The 16,218-nt window shown below is 53.1% G+C and carries 10 protein-coding genes and 1 tRNA gene; 3 read left to right on the top strand and 8 right to left on the bottom strand.

What is annotated here, in order from left to right; all coding sequences use genetic code 11:
• Window positions 1-5 precede the first annotated feature (5 nt).
• Window positions 6-3,941: a hypothetical protein gene (locus tag PUV54_RS07510; RefSeq protein WP_274494999.1), complete on the top strand. Its 3,936-nt coding sequence runs from the start codon at window positions 6-8 to the stop codon at window positions 3,939-3,941.
• Entirely contained in the window at window positions 3,938-4,147 is a 210-nt protein-coding gene (locus PUV54_RS07505; RefSeq protein ID WP_274494998.1) for a hypothetical protein, read from the top strand. Before PUV54_RS07510 ends, PUV54_RS07505 begins: the two co-directional genes overlap by 4 nt.
• 366 nt (window positions 4,148-4,513) lie before the next feature.
• Here PUV54_RS07505 and PUV54_RS07500 read toward each other — a convergent pair whose 3' ends face one another.
• Both PUV54_RS07500 and PUV54_RS07495 read right to left on the bottom strand, forming a co-directional pair.
• Window positions 4,514-6,748, bottom strand: a complete 2,235-nt coding sequence (locus PUV54_RS07500; RefSeq protein ID WP_274495217.1) for a CHASE2 domain-containing protein — start codon at window positions 6,746-6,748, stop codon at window positions 4,514-4,516.
• 93 nt (window positions 6,749-6,841) lie between these two features.
• On the bottom strand, window positions 6,842-8,101 hold the full coding sequence (locus PUV54_RS07495; RefSeq protein ID WP_274494997.1) for a FecR family protein: 1,260 nt from the start codon (window positions 8,099-8,101) through the stop codon (window positions 6,842-6,844).
• 233 nt (window positions 8,102-8,334) lie between these two features.
• On the opposite strand from PUV54_RS07495, the gene PUV54_RS07490 reads away from it, so the two are divergent.
• Complete coding sequence (locus PUV54_RS07490) at window positions 8,335-10,110, top strand: ShlB/FhaC/HecB family hemolysin secretion/activation protein (RefSeq protein ID WP_274494996.1); 1,776 nt, start codon at window positions 8,335-8,337, stop codon at window positions 10,108-10,110.
• A 154-nt stretch (window positions 10,111-10,264) separates the two neighbouring features.
• On the opposite strand, the gene PUV54_RS07485 is transcribed toward PUV54_RS07490, so the two are convergent.
• From PUV54_RS07485 to PUV54_RS07460, 6 genes are all read right to left on the bottom strand, one after another.
• A tRNA-Thr gene (locus tag PUV54_RS07485) sits at window positions 10,265-10,340 on the bottom strand.
• A 75-nt stretch (window positions 10,341-10,415) separates the two neighbouring features.
• The gene (gene pheT / locus PUV54_RS07480; protein WP_274494995.1) at window positions 10,416-12,824 is read right to left on the bottom strand and encodes a phenylalanine--tRNA ligase subunit beta; all 2,409 of its coding nucleotides are present in this window, start codon (window positions 12,822-12,824) and stop codon (window positions 10,416-10,418) included.
• A 1-nt stretch (window position 12,825) separates the two neighbouring features.
• Window positions 12,826-13,224, bottom strand: a complete 399-nt coding sequence (locus PUV54_RS07475; protein WP_274494994.1) for a hypothetical protein — start codon at window positions 13,222-13,224, stop codon at window positions 12,826-12,828.
• Window positions 13,221-13,847 carry a hypothetical protein gene (locus PUV54_RS07470; RefSeq protein ID WP_274494993.1) on the bottom strand — a complete coding sequence of 209 codons (627 nt, stop codon included), beginning with the start codon at window positions 13,845-13,847 and terminating at the stop codon, window positions 13,221-13,223. Before PUV54_RS07470 ends, PUV54_RS07475 begins: the two co-directional genes overlap by 4 nt.
• On the bottom strand, window positions 13,844-14,920 hold the full coding sequence (gene pheS / locus PUV54_RS07465) for a phenylalanine--tRNA ligase subunit alpha (RefSeq protein ID WP_274494992.1): 1,077 nt from the start codon (window positions 14,918-14,920) through the stop codon (window positions 13,844-13,846). The genes PUV54_RS07470 and pheS overlap by 4 nt, the downstream gene beginning before the upstream one ends.
• Window positions 14,921-14,930: 10 nt before the next feature.
• Window positions 14,931-16,076 carry a DmpA family aminopeptidase gene (locus PUV54_RS07460; RefSeq protein WP_274494991.1) on the bottom strand — a complete coding sequence of 382 codons (1,146 nt, stop codon included), beginning with the start codon at window positions 16,074-16,076 and terminating at the stop codon, window positions 14,931-14,933.
• Between the last annotated feature and the right edge of the window lie 142 nt (window positions 16,077-16,218).

The following is a 16,218-nucleotide window of genomic DNA, read 5'->3' as shown; positions in this document are numbered from 1 at the left end:
AATAAATGCCACAGTCGAGCACAAGACTGGAAATTCTAGAAAAAATATGGCTAAGAGCAGTTTCATTAGAAGAAGAACACTATAGTGAAGAAATATCGATCAATCAAGAAAGCCTTGCAGAATTCGATGAAGAATTGGACGAGCAATACCAGTTAAACCATCCGCGTTCATATTTTTTCGAGATTGCACAGAATAGAAAACTTTCATTAGGACCGCTCATTCGTTTTCGCATTATTCAATCTGTTCTTGGGTATACATCTATTGGGAAGCTCGCCGAAGCTCGATATCATCCCGAAGACGCACGGAAATACAAAACCGACAAGCAAAATTCCGAAAATCAGGTGCAGGCACTACATTTTGAAGATCGGTTGAACGCTAATTTAGTTGGTAAAAAGCTTAAGACAAAAAAGAAATCAGCCTATCATGTCATTGATGAAGCGTTTATCGCCTGGCTGGCGGGAGAGATAAACAAAAAGCTGCGTTGCGCGGAAAAACCGCCGATCCACGAAGATGACTTGTTCCGTTTGCCATTTATTGGACCGGATGCTCCGTGGCAGTTTGAGTTCTGGCTTAAACATGGGCGCAAACGCTTATATGATCGCTGCGAGCTGCTTGACCGTCATCGCGCCGCGGAATTCATCGTTGAACAGGAGCCTGACGACCATTCGGTCCGTTTCAGTTTCCTTAATCATCTGAACAAAGAGCTGTTCGCGCCTGACGCCGTCGGCGGAAAAAACAAACCGCAAGTCGTAAATTGTTACAGTCTGAGCTCAGGCATGTGGGGTGGATTAAGTGCCCTTGCGGGCCATATTATCGACGAAAACAAGCGGCGCAAATCCGATCTTGATTGCTGCTACGTCCCCTTGTTACACCGCGACGGAGGCAGAGGCGGTCTCAGCTTTCCACAAATCCTAGCACATTTGCGTTCTTTTTTTGAAGGACACCCGTCCGGACACAGATTCGAATCACCTCAATCGACCGATGATATCAACGACGCTATTACGTTCATTCGTCGTTCCATGGCACGCACGCCGGCGCTATTGATATTTGACGGTTATTTTGATGCAGATCAAAACCTGCCGAATACAGGGCGCGTCATTAGCGGCAATCATACGTTGGAACTTGTTGCGCGTTTGCTTGAAACTCCTGTCATCAAACCCGATGAGACGTTCGATTTCGACATATTCGCGCAGAACCGGATTGTTATTTTATCAGACGATAGTCTGAAGTTCGACCGATCTGCTGACCGTCGTTACGAGGTTCTTAAAGGGTTTGATTTTACGGACTTGCCCGTCGCACAACCGGATGCGTCTGCCATGCCGAAAATCATCAAGTGGCAGCGGCTGGCGTTTGCCAATGAGATATTGGGTTTGCGGTCGAGTTCGCCCTCGCTGCACGAGTCAACATCGGAAGGTGTTTTTAGCCTGTTGTCAGCAGTGTTCGCGTGCGAGCTCGAAGTTTGCCGCACAAAAGACCCCGAACCAGTCAACAGCGATAAAAACAATCCGACAAGGTTATGCCAGGACCGCCTAGGAGAATTTCTACGCGGTATCGACCGAAAAGATCAGTTACTGGACAGGCTCTTTTCCCGGTTGCTGGAGAATCTCGCCAAAATCGATGAGGAATATATTTTCCTGTTGTGTGTTATCGCTTTCGCCCCTGGCGGCGTACGGCCTGAAACCCTGGGCAAAATCTTTGTCAAGTGGCGGAGCATCGACCTAGATAGCCAACTCTCCCAAGCGCGTGAGTTAAAAGTCAGGAACGAAAAACGATCCGATGCAGCGCAGTCGAAGGAAGCAGTCATCCAACTTGAATATTTGGCGCGTCATCGTAGTGATTGCGGCATTGCAGTCGATACGAAGATTGATAAATTTCTTGATCTTCTGTCCGCGCTGATACGGGTGCGGAGTGAGGATTTCTTCGAAGGTTATGACGACTCGCCAGGTCGTCCGCTACAGACACAAACGGACGGCGTCGATGCCGATACTTGTAGGTCTCGTTACGAGCCCACCGCTGTCAATTTCATCTTTCCTGAACTTCGGAACACCATTATCCAATTGACCACGCCGCCCAATAAGTCAGCGACTCAGCAAAACACGACGTTTAAGCCGGAATATGGCCCCATTCGCCTGGTCGCCCATCGTTTGCTTGCAGAGGAAAATCTGGAGCAACAAACTGTGGCGCTACGTTCTGCGCGTTGTGCAAAGGACGACGACATTCGCGTATATCGTCGCATTGTGGCAACCATCTATCACACCTTGAGCAGCCTGACGTTCAATGATGATTATGATGCCTTCATGCCATTTCCATGCGCTATACCGGAGTCGCAAATACCGCATGGGGCGAAGGATGCATGGGTGTGGACAGCCGGTTATTGCTTCCGCCGTCTACTTGAGCGGGTCCCCGAATATCGACTGTCGCGATCATTCAGCGCCGACTGGCTTAAATATGAGTTGTTGCTCAAACTTGAGCGACCGTGGATCGATCAGTTTCACTTTTCGGATTCGACGATGCCTATCGCGGCGGATCAAAACCCAACTGTTTTCAGGTCACTGTTGCGCGATGACGGTTCGCCGGCGTCCAAATACAACGCCAACACTGATCGATTGAGGTCAATTCAAAACGAACACGTATTGTCGATCGCGCAAACGGAATTCCTGTTGGGAGGAGCCTCCAGCCTGTCGCCGCACTGGCAACGACCAAAGGCGACAGAAGATGATGCGGAAGGCACTGTAGACTTCCCTGCGCTCGTCAAAGCAAAACTTCCGTGGACGGCGTCGGTCAAGACAGAGCCAGCGCCAAACGGGTTAGCGAGGGAGGAATCCGATTTTTCATGGTCGCTAGCGAACCTTCGCACCGCAAAGCGCATGCTCGACATATTCATGTCAAACTCAAGTTTTGAAGCTGCGGAGACGTTGGCAGACAAAATCACGGAGAAAATAGACGGCCGCGTTCGGTTTGAACATCTCACGCGATACAAGTATTCTGAACTGAAACGCGATCTTAAAGATGAGTTTCTGCACTGGACTGCCGGTGAAAACTACAGTCGTTCCAAAAACAATCGCTCGCCTCTCGATGTGTCTTCTTCGACGTCAAGCATGTTCATTCTTGATAAGGATGACAATAAGATCGACGGCAAGAGCCTATCCTACATTTCCGCGATTGTCGCCCGCCATGCAGAGTTGCTAGCTACCAAAGCTGACTTGCGCCACGGCGAATTGCGGCTGGCTAATAAAGAGCTCTCATCAGATGACAAGCGGAGTATTCGAGAAGAGTTTTCAGACGCACTTGCCGCTTTCACCATTGCGGAGCAGATTCGCTTGTTCATTTTTGATCAGGATGCGTTCGGTGGCGACTATTTTTTGAGCGGTCATACAGCGCGCACAATGATCCGAACCTGCTTGAAACTGGGGTCGTTGTCTGACCGCAACGACCAAGCAACCGGCGATGCAACGATGCAAGGAAAGTTTGAACTCATGGCGCGACGCATGGCTGATCTCTGGAGCCGTGGTTTGTACAGATTTGATCGAGAGCGGGCGAGCATGCTTGTTATGGAATCTTCAATCCTGCGCATAACATCGGAGTCCGCAAATCGCACAGAGCTGTCTTCCGACGAAAGTACGTTTGCGCGATGCCTTGCATTCCTTCGAGAAGCTGAGGTGCTGGTACTGACTTTGCCGCCCGCGTCGCGGGCGCACATGCGATTTTTGCTCGAACGGATTAAGGTTTATCGCCGCGCCGCGATCGCGCTCGAAAATACCGACGCAGTAAAGGCACAGACTTATCACCGATTGGCGAAATATGATCTAGATTCACTTGAGCGCCTGGCAAAACGACAAAACCTGCAAATCTGGAACACGCTTGTCGACATGCAAAAGAAGGTTTTTGAGAATGACCGAGGTAGATTGAAACCTACTCCGGATAAGATGCATGCGATATGATTGCCAAGACAACTATTTCAGCGTTAAAGCGCATGTTTTACTGGTCTCGCAATGGCGAGCGCGTCGCCGCGGTTCAGATGGAATACAAGGCGCACGCGCTTGTTCTCGACTCCAAGGTGAGAAATCGCGGTGGGGAGTGGAGGCCAGGGCGCGAAGAAATTCCGTTTGCTCGAACAGCAAAGAATTTCGGCGGGGCACGGCATTGATTCATTTGCCTGTCCTGCGGCCGCCGCTGCCGCGCAATTTTCGTAGGGGAGCTATTCCGTTGTCGAACATGCTATCGGGCAACCTACTCTAGCCAACATGAAGATTACCCAAACCGGTTGAGCACACGCGCTCAGGACGTGCGAATTAAGCTTGGGGCGTCCGACAGCATGGACGAGCCTTTCCCAAGAAAACCAAAATGGATGCGGTGGAAAACCTACCACTGCTTAGAGAACGCGCAGAATATGCCAGCGCGATGTTCTGGGCGATGCTAAGTGAGTATCATGACAACATTTGGAATGCTTGAGCAGCGGTTTAGTGCTTTTGTCCAGATGAGATTGCAGTAAATGAAGGAAACTACCAGCCTTCTAGGCAGCGACACTTTCCGCAGAGTCTTCAACAATAGCATTCCTAAGCACAATGCATACAAGAAAGCCGTCGCCCTTCGAACTTTCGAAAAATAATTGACCGTTATGCAGCTCTACGAAACGCGACACGACATAAAGCCCCAGACCAGCACCTTCATATTTTCGGGTAAATTCCGCATCAGCTTGAAAAAACGCTTCGGTCAGGCGCGGCAGGTTTTCTGGTTCAACGCCACAGCCATCGTCTTCAACTTCAATTATCAAGTCTCCATTTTCTTGCATAGCGCGAACGATAATTTCGCCACCTGCGTCGGTGTATTTGAAAGCATTAGATAGAAGGTGTGAAATTATTTCCTTAGTTACGCTTACGTCTGCATTTGCTGCTTGCGAGACAGACTCAATTTCCACCGTAAGCGTCTTTTGTTCTTGCTCAGCCTGCGCCTCAAATTTACAGACCGCATTTTCAATAAGCTCATCAATCTCAACTTCAGTTTTGCACAATTCGAAGTCACCAGAATCCAATTTGGCGATATGAAGCATATCATTCACAACGGTGAGTAGTCTTTTGCCACTGATATATATGCTCTCGCTATATTCCTTATACTCCGGCACGCCTAGCGGACCGAAAGATTCTTTCTGGAGTATGTCAGCGAAGCCTATTACGCCATTTAATGGCGTGCGTAATTCATGGCTCATATTAGAAATCAATTGCGACTTGACTCTATTGGCAGCAATCGCGGCTTCTTTTGCTTCTCTCTCAGCAACCTCTATCCGTTTCCGTGCGGAAACGTCACGCAAGGTATAGACTGTGATGTTTCCCAGCTTTTCATTTTTGGCTACTTCCCCCCGCGTTAACGGCCTGCTCGCCACAATCTCAAGAATCCGTTCCTTGTTTTTGCCGGTAACATACTCGCTTTGAAGCACTGGCCCTATATCAGCGTAGCCCTGATCCTCTAAATGCTCGGCGTCATCATGAACGAGTAACGGAAAGTCAGGAACCAGCTCCGTGATTACAATGCCTGTCATCACGGTGTCGCTAATGTCTAACAAAGCGCAAGCTTGATTATTACAAAGCTCTACACAACCATTGTCATCAACAACGACAACACCATCCGTATTGTCCTGCACAACCAACGATGTCAGCGCCTGGAAATGCGCCATCTCCGCCTTTTGGCGAATCACCTGCCGCGCATATTGATGTAATCGCAAGGCGACAACATAAACTGCTCCCAGAAACTGAGCAGCGAGAATCACTGCGACATCGATGCTTAGAGGAAAGTAAGCCTGGATAATCAATGGACCGCCAATTGTCGCAACGAGTAGCGTCACATGAACGGTGGCAAGTCTTCGCCAAGTCCAGAAACGACCGCACCGGACGAGTAAAATTAACAATGCTACACCAAAAACAAATGGCAAGAAGCTATGAGGGCGCACAAGCGTTCGGTCGGCTATTATGCTTTCATAGCTCATGGCGTGAAACATTACGCCGGGCAGCACGCCATGGACCGGCGCTGCAAATTCATCACCGAGCTCCAGCGCTGTTGCGCCGATAAGGACGTTCTTTCTGCGCACAGTCTCAGCCGAAAACTTGCCTGTTAAAACGTCACGGAACGAGAGGCGCGTTATTTCTTTTGGATCAATCGAATAATCAATCAGGAACGTAGCTTGATCGGAAGGCGACGCCCCCGCCAGCACCGAGGCAATTGAAGCGCGATAGACATCGCCGTCGTTCACACCCCGCCATCCGCGGCGAACAACGCCGTTCTCTTCCGTCGTCAAGGTCACGCTCGCTACGGTAACATCATTTAGGAATCTATCGTGCGGCGGTGTCTTGATCATCTCGCCCCCCGTCGCCGAACGCGATGACCATTGCCAGAAAACGGGCAGAACAACTTCACCAGGGCGGCGCGCCAAAGCTTCCACAAACGCTTCGTCGCCGCGGTCATCAGACAGAGACGAAAAATCCACATCGAAGGCAATCAGATTTGCACCGGCATCCTGCAGATTAGACACCGCCGTTGCGTATCGGTCGCGCGGCCAGGGCCAGCGCTCTTCAGCTCTCAAACTTTTCGGGTCAATTTCGACGACAACGAGCGTGTCGCTAGGTTTGTGGTCAATAACCCTGAAGCGCAAGTCCAGCAATGCTGTGTTCAAGGGCTCTATAAAACCCAAAATGCTGGAAGCGAACAACAGAACTGTCAGGAATAAAAACGGTGAGAATCGTTTCACAGCGCCCATAGGGCGCTGCGATTCAACTGCATCAGGTATTTCGGTGTTTATTTTCGACACGCATTTCCCCAAGGACAGCGCTCTCATTAGATAATCATTTGGTTAGTTGTTTGGATTTCCGCCCCCAAGGCCGACATTAACGCCGCCTTGCCCAACGCCGACGCCCACATCAATACCGCCAACACCGACGCCAACATTTACACCAGCATTGCCGTTGTTGTTGCCAGCGCCTGCATTGGCGTTGGCGTTCGCATTGCCGTTGCCATTGTTGTTGCCAGCGCCTGCGTTGGCGTTGGCGTTCGCATTGCCGTTGCCGTTGCCATTGTTGTTGCCAGCGCCTGCGTTGGCGTTGGCGTTCGCATTGCCGTTGCCGTTGCCGTTGTTGTTGCCAGCGCCTGCGTTGGCGTTGGCGTTCGCATTGCCGTTGCCGTTGTTGTTGCCAGCGCCTGCGTTGGCGTTGGCGTTCGCATTGCCGTTGCCATTGTTGTTACTTGAGCCAAATGCGTTGCCTACGCCACGATTTGACTTGTCGCTATCGCCGACAGAGTTCAAACGAACCTGCTCAACAATAGCCGCCCCGCCGCCTTGTCCTCGAACATTGGATGAAACGTCATTGCCCATGGATGCATTCGCCCTAGCTTTGCCGGACGCATTTTCAGATGACTGGACGAGCCCGCCGCTGAGGTTGGAATAATCAAGCTGGTCAGCACCGACATCGGACGGCACCACAAGGTTGCTGGCTTCTTTTCCTTTGGGATTGCCGCCGCGCTCGGTAGAGCTTGCATCGCCGGATTTCTGACCGCCGCTGCTCATTTCAATAGCGCGCGGGTTCGCTTTTGAAACCATAGCCGTCATTCCAGCAGTTACCATTTGACTTGCACCGCCATTCAGCGCTGATACCTCAACCGCACCTTCCGCGACGTGCACCGAATGGCCGCTTGCGCCAGCTGTCACCGTAAAGGTCGTTCCTTTGACCACAGCCGCGATAATTGGGGTTTCGACCTGAAAGTGTTGTTTTTCTTTCTTGTCTACCTTGAAAAGAAGCGTGCCAAGGTCCTGAACGATTTTGGTCATGCCCTTTTCTTGTACCGCTGGCAGTGACATGCGGCTGTTCGGTCCGACGACAATTTGCTGCTCTCCGCGCACCAGAACCGCGCGGCCATCTGCGCCGGTAGAAAGCACAGAACCTGCGCCTAAAATATTGCCAGTCGAAACCAATTGAACGCCAGCCATCGCTTGCGATGTCCGAACGGTTCCGTTGGTTTCAACGACTTGCCAGTCGCCGCTTTCCGCGAATGATGCGCCAATACTGACAAGCACCGCGCACAAAAAGCTTACAAGAGTTTTCATCAAACCAGTCATATCCAGGCCTCCCGCCCATAGGAGGGCGGCGTATTCTGCCGCTCTCCCGAGTTCGATGAAAATACGACTGGTCTTCTTTAAAATGATTTAAGCTTTTTTGATTGAAGGTTAATGGTTCGTATACGCTTAATTGTTCCTTAAGCGAGTTTCTCCAATATTCATTCGGGAAGAGAAAAGGTGACGGCAAGGCAGCCGCTTCGTGCGGCGAATAATTTCGGTGAGAGATGAGTTCCGTGGGGAGAAGCGCGGTATTTTTTGGGACCATGCTGCTTGGCGTTTTTTTGACAGAAAACGCAGGGGTAGCGCTTGCCCAGGACACCGGTAACATTGAAGACAGGATTCCTGTCATTGACTCTCAGTTGGCCAAGCCGGATGACAATAGCGATCCACAAGAAACCAAGACTCCAACTGACGCCAGCGGATTAATCAACATTTCAATTCCTCCCTCCGAAATCGACAAACGCTTGCCGGCTGAAACGCCAAAGAAACAAGACAAAGCCGACACCCTTGCCTTACCGCCGCCGCCAGCCTTGCGGGAACGCCCAACAAGCATGTTTGTTCTCACGGCTGTTGAGATAAGCGGCGTCACGGCATTCCCGCCTGAAACTTTTGCGCCGCTTTACGACAACATGCTGGCGAGAACCGTTTCCGTAAAAGATGTAGCAAGGATCACGGAGGCGATCACCGCCGCATATCGTGCGGAAGGATATTTCCTTTCTCGGGCGACCGCACCCGCACAAAGCGCCGACAGCGGCGTTTTACATATTGAGGTTTCTGAAGGCTATCTCGCCAATGTTTCCGTAAAAGGGGGCAATGCGCAAATCCGGAACAGACTGAAAAAGCTGACGGACGCGCGCCCGCTAAAACTAACAACGCTCGAACGCACTCTGGCCCTTGTTGGCGACTTGAAGGGCGTATCTATTAAATCAACGCAGATCGAGCCCGATCCGATAGATTTCGCCCGCCATCGTTTGATGGTTGAGATTGAACACGATGCTTTCGAGGCCAGCCTATATGCTGATAACCGCGGAACAGATGCAGCAGGGCCAATACAGCTTTACGCAAGGGGCGCCGCAAATTCTCTGATCAGAACCGGGGACCAGCTAAGCCTCGGCCTGTTTACAACACCGACCGACCCGAACGAGCTGTCTCTCGCTGAACTTTCCTATCATCTGCCGCTGCTCGATTCTGGAACCTACGCGACCTTCTCTGGTATGCTTTCCAAATTCAACGCCGGTGCATCTCTTGCGACGCTCGACACTGAGACCCAGACTAAACGCCTTTCGTTCTCTCTGTCTCATCCCATCATTCGGAAACGCAAGACATCCTTGTGGGCGAACATTGGTATTGAGGGGCGCAATATAGAAGAAGAGCAGCTCGGGCTTCCGAGTTTTGACGACAAGCTACGCACTGTATCAGCATGGACGAACTTCCGTAGCGAGCATTGGAACGGTTACACGACTGTTTTTGGCAAAGTCACTCGCGGGCTGGACATGTTTGGCGCCACTGTTGATTCAACCTCTCTCTCAAGGCCTGACGCCAACGGCGAGTTCACAAAATTCGAGGCTCAGATCAGCCGTTATCAAAATATCGGACAGGTGTTTGGTGTATACGCGTCAGTAGCCGGACAATCATCGCTAGATCCGCTCCTCGCATCGGAGGAGTTTTCTCTCGGCGGCGCACGATTTGGCCGTGCTTATGATTATGGCGAACTTACCGGAGATGACGGAGCCGCCGCCATTATAGAGCTTCGCTATGGCCGCAATCCAAACCTCGCCTTTCTGGATTTCTATCAGTTCTATGGTTTTTATGATTATGGTGTTGTCTGGAACGACAACGCGGCGCCAGGTTTTGAAGAACTGTCACTTTCCTCCGTAGGCGGCGGCCTGCGCCTTACACTGCCACTCTCCATATCCGTGACAATGGAAGCAGCCAAGCCGCTGGACACCACACCGTTCACGCTGGACGATGATTGGCGCGGCTTCTTTTCGGTTTCAAAAAGCTTTTAGGGCCTTTGCATCAGTTGAGCATGCTCAGCAATGTTGGCGGAACGACAATTCGGGGTGAAATCAAACTTGTTGGTAGCGCAGCGGTAGTGCAGAATTGAATAATACGCAGCAGCGTCAAGTTAACTCTATTTTGCTCTTATAAAACAATGCCCTATGGTGCCGCATGGGTGACTTGAACACCCGACCCCATCATTACGAATGATGTGCTCTACCAGCTGAGCTAATGCGGCATTCCAAAATGAGGGCGCGTCATAGCTTGGCGGCGCGCCGTCCGCAAGCAGGTTTTTTATTGCCGCCCGTCCCGATCAGGTTCGTAACGTCCCGCCGGTGGATTTTTCCACTTGCGCGACCACTTTGGCGCCGATCGCCTCAATCTCTTCATCGGTCAGCGTCCGCTCACGCGGCTGGATCAGCACCTCCACCGCAAGGGATTTTTTACCCTCTGGCACGCCTTTGCCCTGATACATGTCAAATAACGAAACCCCGGTGATTAATTTTTTCTCGGCGCCGCGCACGGCTTTCAACAATGCCTCCGCCGCAACGGCTTCATCGACGACGAAAGCGAAGTCACGCGTCAAGGGTAAAAGCTCCGATGCGTCGAGTGCAGGCCGTGTTTTGGTCGGCTTCTTTTTCGATTCAGGGATCGCATCGAGGAAAACCTCAAAGCCAAAAACCGGCCCACCCACATCCATTTTCTTCAAAACACGCGGATGAATCTCGCCGAAATGCGCCAGTGCATTAGGACCAAGGCGTAAGACGCCGGACCGGCCCGGATGGAAGTAGCTTGGCGCATCAGCACTTGTCTGTAAGCTGACTGTTGGCGCGCCAGCAGCTTCAAGCGCATGAATTGCATCCGCTTTGACGGTGAATACATCCGCGCTTTCCGCCGCCCCCTGCCAATGCCGGGCAGGATGGGAGAGGCGCACGCCAGCCGCCGCGTTGACATGTCCGTCTGGTTGGTCGCTCTTGTAAACTGGCGCCACTTCAAACAGCGCTAGGTCTGCTCGCCCGCGATCGGCATTACGCTGAAGCGCGGCAATCAGGTTCGGCAGGATTGACGGACGCATGGCGGCGAGATCGGACGAAATCGGATTGGCGAGAACGAGACCTGTTGCATGCAACGTGCTCCCGCTGGCGAACAACCCCGCGTGTGTTTCATCCATGAACGACCAGGTAACAGCCTCCATCATGCCGCGCGCCGCAAGCGCCCGGCGCGCGAGACGGCGCCGGTCCTGTCCCAGTGTCAGCTTTGGCGTTTCGACCGGCTTCAGAGGCGGCAAGGTTGCGGTCGGCAAGTGATCGAAGCCAACAATACGCGCGACTTCTTCCACCAGATCCGCCTTACCCTCGACGTCAGGACGCCATGACGGCACATCAACCTGCCAAGGCTCGCTCTTCGATACGCTAAACCCAAGCGCTGTCAAAATTCGCTCGCATTCTTCCGGCGAGACATCCATTCCTGTAAGGCGTTTTACTTCGGACGGCGGAAAAAGTACGGTTTTATCCGATGACGGAATGTCCCCCGCCAGCTCGATCTCACTGGGCGTTCCGCCACACATGTCGAGGATCAACCGCGTCGCCATCTCTATGCCGGGAATGATGAATTCCGGATCGACACCCCGCTCGAAACGATAGCGAGCATCTGTATGCAACCCGGTCTTTCGTCCGGTTTTCGCCGTGCGCAAGGGGTCGAAATAGGCGCATTCGACAAAGACGTTCACTGTTTCATCTGAACAGCCCGTATCCTCGCCGCCGATGACGCCGCCGAAACCGAGTACACCGTTGTCGTCGGCGATGACCGTCATGGTTTCGTCGGCTTCATATTCCTTGCCGTCGAGCGCCAGAAATGTTTCGCCTTTCTCGCCCAGGCGCGCATGGATCACGCCTTTCAGTTTGTCGGCGTCATAAACATGGAACGGGCGAGCGCGGTCGTAAGACAAATAGTTGGTGATATCGACCAGTGCGCTGATCGGGCGAAGCCCAATGGCGCGCAGTTTGTCCTGCAGCCATTTCGGACTGGGGCCGTTCTTCACACCTTTGATGTATCGGCCAGCGAAGGCGGGGCAGGCGTTTTTCGCATCTTCCGGAAAACGCAATTCTACCTTCTGCGGGCTCTCATATTCGCCTTTCACCGGCTGGGGTTCCGGCGTGATCAGCTTGCCGAGGCCAGCGGCCGCGAGATCGCGCGCGACGCCGTTGACGCCATTGGTGTCCGGCCGGTTCGGCGTCACCTCAAAGTCGATGACCGGATCGTTGGCGCCGAGCCACGCGGAAACCGGATCGCCGACTTTTGCATCCGCCGGCGCTTCGATGATGCCGTCGTGATCGTCGCCCAGTTCCAACTCGCGCACTGAACACATCATCCCGTGACTTTCCTGCCCACGAATTTTCGCTTTAGACAGCGTGACGTCGATGCCCGGCACATAGGCGCCGACCGGCGCATAGGCGACTTTGATTCCTTCGCGTGCATTTGGCGCGCCGCAAACAATCTGCATTTCGCCGTCTTTCGTCGCGACTTTACAGACTTTCAACTTGTCGGCGTCGGGATGTTTTTCAGCATGCAGCACTTCGCCGATGGTGAACGCGGCAAGACGCTCCTCCGGGTTTTCAACGCTCTCCACCTCAAGGCCGACAGCGACCATCGTATCGACGATCTCGTCGAGGCTTGCGTCTGTTTCCAAATGCTCTTTGAGCCAACTTAAGCTAAACTTCATCTTATCTCACCGATTGCGGGAAGGTTTCCTTGCGCCAGCCTGTCGAGAAGGTCATGGCGGCGAGCGCGAAATAGATAACAAGGCCAAGGGCGACGCCAGCAACAGCGCCGTCTGGAACCCAGCCATTGAGCGGCGCATCGTTCAGTCGCTCCGGCATGCAGGTCGCGCAATAAAGCGCTTCTTGCGAAATCTGTCGCATGTTGAGGCCGAGCATGCCGGTCCACGCCCAGCCGATGGTAAAAACGCCAAAGCCCATCATGCGCAAACGCAGCGATGCGCGTGCAAGATAAAAATAAAGCCCGGTGATATAGATCGTCACCATGGTGAAGAACAGCGCAATGATCTCTACCGCTGCGCCGAGAAATTCCAGGCGCAAAGTCCAGTAATCGAGCTCGCTCATTGATCCGCTCCCGATTGGTCGCGAAGCAGATTGGTGAACATATCCGTTTGCTCAGGGCAGGCCTTCACCCCCCGCGGGCGATACTGGTCTTCTGACAGGAAACATCTTTCGAATACGGAACAAAAACAAACCGCCAGCGACACCTGAGGCCCTTCGCCGTCCACATACCGGTTTGCCAACGCCGAGAACGATTGGCGATTGTCCTCAGTGTCAGGCCAGGTGACTTTAAAAACACTCACGGCGTCGCCTGCGCCAAGCGCCGAGCCTTCAATACTCGATCCGTTGACGCGCGCTGATCCCGCTGGCTGCTGATTTTTAAATACGCCTTGCATGAAAGCAGGGCGGCTCGAGGCCGGTTCGCCGTCAATGGTGACATACGCGCTTTCGATTAAAGCCGGCCCGACGCCTTTGTTGGCGAGCGTGAGTTCGACAACATAACCGTCTTCGTTTTTGTCAATGGTGAAGTCGTCGCTAAGCAAGGGCCACACGCTCGCATGCTGTTGCTTGCGCATGACTTGCGCCTGATCCCAGGCAACAAAAAGCGCTGTGGCGCCGATGACCATCGCCGCGATGGAACCAATCGTTTCGAAGTTGAGCGAGATTTTTCGCTCCTGCTCGCTCATCGCGAAAGCCCCGTTGCGAGATTCGGCTGATCGACCGGATCGAAGCCGTAATGTTCGAGCCAGCGGGCGTCGGCGGCGAAGAAATCGCGCAAATCGGGAATGCCATATTTCAGCATGGCAAGGCGGTCGACGCCCATGCCCCAGGCAAAGCCCTGATACTCATCCGGATCAAGGCCGCAATTGCGCAAGACATTTGGGTGGACCATGCCGCAACCGAGGATCTCCATCCAGTCAGACCCTTGACCGAAACGGATTTCATTACTGGCACTTTCGTAGCCGATATCCATTTCGGCAGAAGGCTCCGTGAACGGGAAGAAGTGCGGCCGGAAACGTGTTTTGACATCATCAATTTCAAAAAAGGTTTTGACGAATGCTTCAAGCGTTCCTTTGAGATGGCCCATATGCGCTTCTTTATCCACTACCAGCCCTTCGACCTGATGGAACATTGGCGTATGGGTTTGGTCGCTGTCGCAACGGAACGTCCGCCCCGGGATGATAATCCGGATCGGCGGCTTTTGATTGAGCATGGTTCTTATCTGAACCGGCGAGGTATGCGTGCGGAGCAACATGCGTTGCCCGTCTTCCTTTGGTTCAAAGAAAAACGTGTCGTGCATCTCGCGCGCCGGATGATCCGGCGGAAAGTTCAACGCTGTAAAGTTATGGAAGTCGTCTTCGATATCCGGCCCCTCGGCGACATCGAAGCCCATGGCTGAAAAGATAGCGACAATTTCTTCCGTCACCTGGCTGATCGGGTGAATTTTTCCTTTCGCCTCAGGCCGGATGGGAAGCGTGACATCGACTTTTTCGGTCGCCAGACGCGCATCGAGCGCCGCTTCTTCCAGCGAAGCTTTTTTCGCTTCAATCGCTTCGGCGATACGGTTTTTAAGGCCGTTGAGCGCCGGACCCATCTCTTTACGCTCTTCAGGGCTCATCTTGCCCAGCGTTTTCATCTTTTCGGAGACGACGCCTTTTTTGCCAAGAGCAGCGACGCGTACTTCCTCAAGCGCGGCTTCGGATGAAGCGTCGTTGATTTTTGACGTCAGATCGCTTTCTAAAGCTTCCAATTCAGACATATCGTCTCTCTCATTCTTTATCGTTTGATTCCAGAGTCAGAATTTCACGCACCTTATCAAGCGGCAACGCCTCGACCGTCGAAGGCTTACCCGTGTAAGTGTTATAACCGTCCATCGTTTTCGCCATGAACAGCGAATTCAATATCGCTTCTTCCGTGGCTTCGATAACGGCTTGCGACATTGGCGAGAACAAATTGTTTGGCAGCTCTTCAATCGCGGAGACTGCTTCACGCCGTTCGGGCGTGCGCCGCACCCCTTCCGCCGTTGAAAACGCGATGACATAATCGCCGGAGCCGTTGGTCATGGCGGCGCCTGTGCGCGCAAGACCGCCAAGGGCGCGAGAGGCAAGCCGTTCAAGATTGCGATCAGACAATGGCGCGTCAGTGGCGACAACGATCATGATCGAGCCGTCAGCGTCGCCATTATCCAAATGGCTTTTGAGGAAGTATTGCCCCAGCGCCTCGCCAACACGCGCGCCGTCAATGGTCAGTACACCGCCGAAATTCGACTGCACAAGAACACCGACCGTGTAACCGCCAAGCGAGTCCGGTAGCAATCTGGAGCTTGTGCCGATCCCGCCCTTCCAACCGAAGGCGCGCGTGCCGGTTCCTGCGCCGACAGCGCCCTCCTCAACCGGACCTTCTTTCGCGTTCTCAATCGCGCGGCGGATCATCTTCGGCGTCAGTGCTCGTTTGCGAATATTGTTCAGACCGCCGTCATTGGTTTCGCCGACAACAGCGTTTACCGATCCGACGCGTTCATTGCCCGGCTGCTCGAGGCTCCATTCGATGATCGCCGCCGCCCCTTCCGCGACGTTCAATGTATTTGTCAAGACAATCGGCGTCTCGATTTCGCCAAGTTCATGAACCTGCGTCGACCCCATAAGCTTGCCGTAGCCATTGCCGACGACGATCGCGGCCGGAACCTTGTCCTGATAAAGATTACCCTGATGCGGTAAAATCACTGTGGCGCCGGTGCGGATATCATCTCCTTTGACATGCGTGACGTGCCCCATCGCGACACCCGCCACATCGGTGATGGCGTTCAGCGGACCGGGGTCGAGAATTCCCGGCGCAACGCCCATCTCCCGGGCGCGCATGCGATCTTCCGCCTGGGCGTTCAGCGCGGCGGCTAAAGTGATTACAAGGGCAACCATAAGGCTCCGCATAAGCATCGCTCGCAATAAAAAAGCGCCATCCTCGGATGACGCTTACCGGCAGATACCGCTTTGGTCATCCGTTCAATCGGCGCTCCTAAAAAAGAACAGGAATATTGACATCAAGCGGCTCCGAAATCGT

Source organism: Hyphococcus flavus, assembly GCF_028748065.1.
In the GTDB taxonomy this organism is placed as follows: domain Bacteria; phylum Pseudomonadota; class Alphaproteobacteria; order Caulobacterales; family Parvularculaceae; genus Hyphococcus; species Hyphococcus flavus.
Note: the sequence above shows the minus strand (reverse complement) of the source record. Positions and strands in the feature narration are given on the sequence as shown.